Annotated in this window: 2 protein-coding genes and 8 pseudogenes; 5 read left to right on the forward strand and 5 right to left on the reverse strand. The window is 46.1% G+C overall.

Annotated elements, in window-relative coordinates:
- Together ACYRY3_RS00160 and ACYRY3_RS00165 are read left to right on the forward strand one after the other, a co-directional pair.
- Positions 1 to 474: pseudogene (locus ACYRY3_RS00160) on the forward strand (NAD(P)H-quinone oxidoreductase subunit 4); the annotation flags it as partial.
- A 219-nt stretch (positions 475 to 693) separates the two neighbouring features.
- Positions 694 to 1,041 carry an element excision factor XisI family protein gene (locus ACYRY3_RS00165; protein ID WP_460199899.1) on the forward strand — a complete coding sequence of 116 codons (348 nt, stop codon included), beginning with the start codon at positions 694 to 696 and terminating at the stop codon, positions 1,039 to 1,041.
- 253 nt (positions 1,042 to 1,294) lie between these two features.
- On the opposite strand, the pseudogene ACYRY3_RS00170 reads toward ACYRY3_RS00165, so the two are convergent.
- Both ACYRY3_RS00170 and ACYRY3_RS00175 read right to left on the reverse strand, forming a co-directional pair.
- Positions 1,295 to 1,948, reverse strand: a pseudogene (locus ACYRY3_RS00170) (AAA family ATPase); the annotation flags it as partial.
- Positions 1,944 to 2,603 (reverse strand): annotated as a pseudogene (locus tag ACYRY3_RS00175) (P-loop NTPase); the annotation flags it as partial. The pseudogenes ACYRY3_RS00170 and ACYRY3_RS00175, both read right to left, overlap by 5 nt.
- Here ACYRY3_RS00175 and ACYRY3_RS00180 point away from each other — a divergent pair.
- Positions 2,599 to 3,105: pseudogene (locus ACYRY3_RS00180) on the forward strand (AAA family ATPase); the annotation flags it as partial. The pseudogenes ACYRY3_RS00175 and ACYRY3_RS00180 sit on opposite strands and share 5 nt — an antisense overlap.
- Positions 3,106 to 3,249: 144 nt before the next feature.
- Positions 3,250 to 3,909 (forward strand): annotated as a pseudogene (locus tag ACYRY3_RS00185) (AAA family ATPase); the annotation flags it as partial.
- Here ACYRY3_RS00185 and ACYRY3_RS00190 read toward each other — a convergent pair.
- The 3 genes and pseudogenes from ACYRY3_RS00190 to fusA all read right to left on the reverse strand — a co-directional run.
- Positions 3,910 to 4,572, reverse strand: a pseudogene (locus ACYRY3_RS00190) (EF-Tu/IF-2/RF-3 family GTPase); the annotation flags it as partial.
- 144 nt (positions 4,573 to 4,716) lie between these two features.
- Positions 4,717 to 5,196, reverse strand: a complete 480-nt coding sequence (locus tag ACYRY3_RS00195) for a hypothetical protein (protein WP_460199900.1) — start codon at positions 5,194 to 5,196, stop codon at positions 4,717 to 4,719.
- 41 nt (positions 5,197 to 5,237) lie between these two features.
- Positions 5,238 to 5,912 (reverse strand): annotated as a pseudogene (gene fusA / locus ACYRY3_RS00200) (elongation factor G); the annotation flags it as partial.
- Between fusA and ACYRY3_RS00205 the strand changes: the two are divergent.
- Positions 5,905 to 6,575: pseudogene (locus ACYRY3_RS00205) on the forward strand (photosystem II chlorophyll-binding protein CP47); the annotation flags it as partial. The pseudogenes fusA and ACYRY3_RS00205 sit on opposite strands and share 8 nt — an antisense overlap.

Raw genomic sequence — 6,575 nt, forward strand, 5'->3', positions numbered from 1 at the left:
GGTGTCGGTAAGAAAATGGCCAAGATGTTCGCTATGTGGACTACTTGTTCCTTAGCATCTCTAGCTTTACCAGGAATGAGCGGTTTTGTAGCGGAGTTGATGGTATTTGTTGGTTTTTCAACCAGTGAAGCTTATAACCCCACCTTTAAAATTATTGTGGTGTTCTTGATGGCAGTGGGAGTAATCCTAACTCCGATTTATCTGCTGTCTATGCTGCGGGAAATCTTCTACGGTAAAGAAAACGAAGAATTGGTTTCTCATCAGAAGCTAATAGATGCCGAACCCCGCGAGATCTTTATCATTGCCTGCTTGTTAGTGCCAATTATTGGGATTGGATTGTATCCCAAAATGTTGACTCAAGTATACGATTCAAGCACAGTAAAACTTACAGCACGGCTGAGAGAATCTATACCAGCTTTGGCAGACCAAAAAGCGCCTGCAGTCTCATTAAGTGCGCCTGCGGTTGAAAATTAGCTTAATCCGAAAGAAGCCCCACATCTGACCACTTCGGGGCAGTGTGGGATGAATTTTGGGGCAATCAGGTCACGTCCTCCGACCTATGTTGACCGTCGGTCAACGCGGGAGTGAGGACAGTGACCTGATTGCCAACTTCTATATTAGGGAGACGGTCAACCCAGTCTTCAACTCCGTAAAAATAATTGTTTACAATATTGAATTGGAGCAAATTTCACAATGGAAGCACTGACGGATAAATTAAGGAACTATCAGCAAATTGTGCAGCAATTGTTGATGGGTTACGCAGAAAGTAAGCCAGCTTATGGTGATATTGAGGTTGAAACTATTTTTGATACGCAGCGAAATCACTATCAAATTGTGCATCTAGGTTGGCACCATAAGCGCTGGGTACATCATTGTCTAATGCATCTTGATATTCGCAATGAGAAAATCTGGATTTTTTACAATTCAACAGAGCACGATCTTGCAGCAGATTTAGTCGATTTGGGCGTACCAAAACAAGATATTGTGCTAGGTTTTTATCCTCCTTTCATGCGGGAAATGAGTGACTATGCAGTAAGCTAAAAGCACAAGGATTAAAGAGGCGATCTGCCGCTATGCTGTAGCGAGGCTATCGCTTGATAGACAATATTTTTGATTGCTATTGGTATTGTATAACGCATGCAAACTAAAAAGCGCCCTCTTTTGGAGGACGCTCTTATTTACGCAAGACGCGATATATCGCATCTCTACATTATTATTAACCGTTGATTGCAGGAGCGGTTAAAGCAACGGGAGTAGCCTCGCCAGAAGCCAAGTCGAGAGGGAAGTTGTGAGCCCCTTCTTCATAACCCACGTATCCTGGAGGCGCACCGATGAGGCGAGAAACTGCGTGTTTCTCCATGTATTCGGACATATCAATCCTTACCAGGGCTTCTTCCGTATCAAACAGGTAAGCAGCCAGTGCTTTCCCCAGTTCAGTTTTACCTACACCGGTAGGACCGAGGAAAATGAAGCTAGCGATAGGACGATTGGGGTCAGCCAGCCCAGCGCGAGAACGTTGAATCGCATCTGCTACAGCGGTGACTGCTTCTTGTTGTCCCACAACGCGGCGATGCAGTTCATCTTCTAAGTGCAACAGTTTTTCTTTCTCGGATTCTACTAACTTGCTGATAGGAATTCCCGTCCACTTGGAAATGACTTCCGCGATGTCAGCTTCGGTGACTTCCTCACGCAGGAGAGATTTTCCACTGCGTTGTGCTTGAGCCAGTTCGTTTTCTGCTGCTTCCAAATCGCGGTGCAAACTGGTTAGCTTGCCGTATTTTAACTCAGCAGCGCGGTTAAGGTCGTAGTTACGTTCTGCTTGTTGAATTTCCAGGTTTACCCGGTCAATTTCCTCTTTGACAGACTGTATTTTAGCGATGACATCTTTTTCAGACTGCCATTGAGCTTTGAGTGTTCTTTGTTCTTCTTTGAGATCTGCAAGTTGCCTGTGTCAATGTTAACTGAGCATCGCCTGTTCCGGGAGGCATATCTACAATCAAGTAGTCTAACTCTCCCCATTGGACTTGATAAAGAAACTGGCGAATCACTCCGTTGAGCATTGGTCCGCGCCAAATAACTGGTTGATCGCGATCGATTAAAAATCCCATTGAGACGAGTTTAACGCCATGATTGAAAGCAGGTTCTAGGATGTCGCCTTTTGGTGTTGACCGTACAACCATTTCAGCATCCCCAAGCCCCAACATTGTGGGATCGTTAGGTCCATAGATATCGGCATCAAGCAAACCGACTTTTGCTCCTGTTTGAGCTAGTGCGACTGCAACATTAACGGCAACTGTACTTTTACCGACACCTCCCTTGCCACTGGAAACTGCGAGAATATTTTTCACACCGGGAACACCAGTGCGGTCGGGTAAACTTTTTTGCTGTGGTGTTTCCGCCGTCACTTCTATGTTTACGTCCTCAACTCCAGGTAATTGCTTAACAGCTTTTTGACAGTCCTCAACAATAAATTCCCGTAAAGGACAAGCAGGAGTTGTCAGTACTAAAGTAAAGTTAACCTTGCCACCATCAATTTTGATGTTGCGAATCATATTCATTTCTACCAGACTTTTGCGGAGTTCTGGGTCTTGTACTGGCGTCACTGATGCTCAAGGTCATACGGTAGACTTTAAGAACTCCATCATTATCATGACCAGTAACATCGGTTCGCAGTACATCTTGGATATAGCAGGGGATGACTCCCGCTACGACGAAATGCGCCATCGCGTGATGGAGGCGATGCGAAATAGTTTCCGTCCCGAGTTCCTCAACCGCATTGACGAACTTATCTTCTTCCACGCCTTGCAGAAACAAGAATTGCGCCAAATTGTGCAATTGCAAGTTGAGAGACTGCGTCAAAGACTTAGCGATCGCAAGATGTCTCTGAGACTGTCGGAAGCTGCTCTTGACTTCTTAGCCGATGTAGGGTACGATCCAGTCTTTGGAGCACGTCCGCTGAAGCGAGCCATTCAACGAGAGTTAGAAACTCAGATTGCTAAAGCCATCCTGCGCGGTGAGTTTAATGATGGCGATACCATCTTTGTGGATATCGAGAACGAACGTCTTGCCTTCAAACGCTTACCAGTCGAGTTGTTTACAAGTTAATTCATCAATCATCTCACGAAAAGACGCAAAGGCACTCAATTTACCAGAAACGCCTTTGCGTTTTTTGATGTTTTGTCATTGGTCATTTGTCATTGGTCATTTGTCATTGGTCATTTGTCATTTGTCATTTGTCATTGGTCCTTTGTAGCGCAGCGCATTGCCAACAAAGATGTCCCCGACATCCTGGAAGATAAGCGTGTAGTAACTCTGGATATCGGCTTACTAGTTGCAGGTACAAAGTACCGAGGTGAGTTTGAAGAACGCCTGAAAAAAATCATGGATGAAATCCGTCAGGCGGGTAACGTCATTCTCGTGATTGACGAAGTACACACTCTCATCGGCGCAGGTGCAGCAGAAGGCGCAATCGATGCAGCAAATATCCTCAAACCAGCCTTGGCAAGAGGTGAATTGCAGTGCATCGGAGCAACAACTCTAGATGAATACCGCAAGCACATTGAGCGGGATGCAGCCCTAGAACGTCGCTTCCAGCCAGTGATGGTAGGTGAACCGTCCGTAGAAGAAACTATTGAAATTCTATATGGTCTACGCGATCGCTACGAACAGCACCACAAGTTAAAAATCTCTGATGAAGCTTTGCTAGCGGCGGCAAAATTGTCTGACCGCTATATTAGTGACCGTTACTTACCAGATAAGGCAATCGACCTAATAGACGAAGCAGGGAGTAGGGTACGCCTGATTAACTCTCAATTGCCACCCGCAGCTAAAGAGTTAGACAGAGAACTGCGTCAAATTTTGAAAGAAAAAGACGATGCAGTCCGCGCTCAAGACTTTGACCGAGCTGGGGCCTTCACGGCGCATTGTTTCAATTAAAATGCCCAGGTGCAGTTCTCCACGACCGGAAACCAGGAATTTATCGGGAGAATCGGTTTCTTCGACGCGTAATGCAACGTTAGTTTCAAGTTCGCGGATTAGGCGATCGCGTACTTGTCGTGATGTGACCAATTTTCCTTCCTGACCGGCAAAGGGGGAATCATTCACCCAGAAAGTCATTTGCAAGGTAGGTTCATCTACCTTAATCAATGGCAGAGCTTGGGGTTCATTGGGGTCTGTAATTGTTTCCCCAATATTGGCATCACCAAAACCAGCCACTGCCACAATGTAACCTGCAGACGCTTCTGGAATTTCAATTCGCTTTAGCCCTTCAAAGCCCAACAATTTGGTGATTTTCGCTTTGACAATGTCGCCATTTTCCTTGACTAAAGCTGCTTGCTGCCCCATGCGGATAGTGCCGTTGTGAATTCTACCAATCACAATCCGCCCCAGATATTCGGAGTAATCTAGGGTTGTGACTTGGAGTTGCAGTGGTTTGTGTACATCACCAACTGGTGGTGGTACGTGGCGCAGGATAGCGTCAAACAGGGGCTGCATATCCTTGGGTTCGTCTTCCAATTGGTCTTTAGCATAGCCACTCAAGCCGGAAGCGAACAGATAGGGGAAATCACATGCACTATCTTGTAAGCCGTGCTGACGCAACCATGCAGCAACGCTTTCCCGAATTTGATGTCGATGACTCCAACCTAGATACCCAACTGTTGCTAAAATTGCTATTTTTGTAATGAGTGTCCAATACATTACGATTGAATAATGACGTTAATGGCTCATAGCGAGTTCGAGTTCGCGATCGCGCAGTTGAGTCACATCTATATCCTGAGTAGTGTTACCTCGTTTCAACCATTCTTTCCGCACATCATCTGGTAAAGAATCAACGTCAACTTTCTGCTCTGCAACCACCCGCACCACTTCTGATTTATTCTGAAGGTTACGAATTGCCCAGTAAGTAATCCGTTTAACCCACTCATTTTGTGTGTTCTGCTCATACTGGACTAATACTTTCAGCAAATATTCGCGGAGATTTTCCCAAGCTTTTTTGATTTTGCGGCGCATTGATGTGACAACGTCGTCAAGCGCCAAGAAAGCATCTGTGACATTGTCTGCTAACCAAGGTAAGTTTTTCTCAATCCAGGGAATCAAAATTTTACGTGCCCAGTTAAGGATTTTGTTCCAGAAGGTGATTGCTGCTGCAGCTCCTACAAACAGGACTGCCAGTAGAACTTGTACAAAGATTTCCATAATGTTAGTCTCCTTGGGGATAAAGTTTAAAGCTGATCCTATTAAGCGTTCCCTTTGCTTTTAGCTATGATTGCCTCTGCCACGTTGCGAGGCACTTCTTCATAGTGACTAAACTCCATTGAGAAGATACCCCGACCTTGGGTTTTCGACCGAATGTCAGTGGCGTAGCCAAACATTTCTGACAATGGGACTTTTGCAGTCACTTTAGCAAGCCCCTGCTCAGATCCCATCCCCTCAATTTGCCCACGACGGGAATTGAGGTCGCCCATTACATCCCCAAGGAAGTTTTCGGGAACTTCTACCTCAACTTTCATCATAGGCTCTAACAGAACGGGTGTAGCCTTCATCGCTGCTTCTTTCAATGCCATTGAACCAGCGATTTTGAAAGCCATTTCTGAAGAGTCTACTTCGTGATAAGACCCATCCACCAGTGTTGCCTTGACATCAATGAGTGGATATCCTGCTAATATACCGGATTCACAGGTTTCTTTGATTCCTGCTTCCACAGGCGATACGTATTCTTTAGGTACGGCACCGCCCACAATCTTGGAGACAAATTCAAAACCGCTTCCGGGTTCCCCAGGCTCCAAGTCAATGACAACGTGACCGTACTGACCTTTACCACCACTTTGACGGATAAATTTACCTTCTACTCTGGTAACGGGTTTGCGAATAGTTTCGCGGTAAGCCACTTGTGGCGCACCGACGTGGGATTTGGAGTTGTTCCAAGACCCCCGTACTGGTGAACCCGCTCTAGACTTGCCAAAAATGTTTGGCATTCACTTATTCTTGTCCGGTCTACTTTGTTTTGGTTTTGGTGCTTTCCACCTCACCGGGCTTTTTGGGCCTGGAATGTGGGTTTCTGATGCTTACGGGTTAACAGGTCATATTGAACCAGTTGCCCCAGAATGGGGACCCGGCGGCTTCAACCCATTTAACCCTGGTGGTGTCGTAGCTCACCATATTGCTGCTGGTATTGTAGGTGTTATCGCTGGTTTGTTCCACTTGACAGTCAGACCTCCTGAAAGGCTATACAAAGCCCTGCGGATGGGTAATATCGAGACTGTCCTTTCCAGCAGTATCGCCGCTGTATTCTTTGCTGCATTTGTAGTTGCTGGCACCATGTGGTACGGTAATGCGACCACTCCAATCGAGTTATTTGGTCCTACCCGCTATCAGTGGGATCAAGGTTACTTCAGGCAAGAGATCGAGCGTCGCGTGCAATCAAACCTTGCTCAAGGTGCTGCTCTCTCTGAAGCTTGGTCACAAATTCCCGAAAAGTTAGCTTTTTACGATTATGTCGGTAATAGCCCTGCAAAAGGCGGTCTATTCCGTACAGGTCCAATGAACAAAGGTGACGGTATTGCTCAGTCTTGGCA

It is taken from the genome of Scytonema sp. NUACC21 (genome assembly GCF_054684315.1).

Bases quoted from the DNA above. Each gene is read 5' to 3' on its own strand.
- ACYRY3_RS00165 (WP_460199899.1), top strand. From the start codon at position 694: ATGGAAGCACTGACGGATAAATTAAGGAACTATCAGCAAATTGTGCAG.
- ACYRY3_RS00195 (WP_460199900.1), bottom strand. From the start codon at position 5,196: ATGGAAATCTTTGTACAAGTTCTACTGGCAGTCCTGTTTGTAGGAGCT.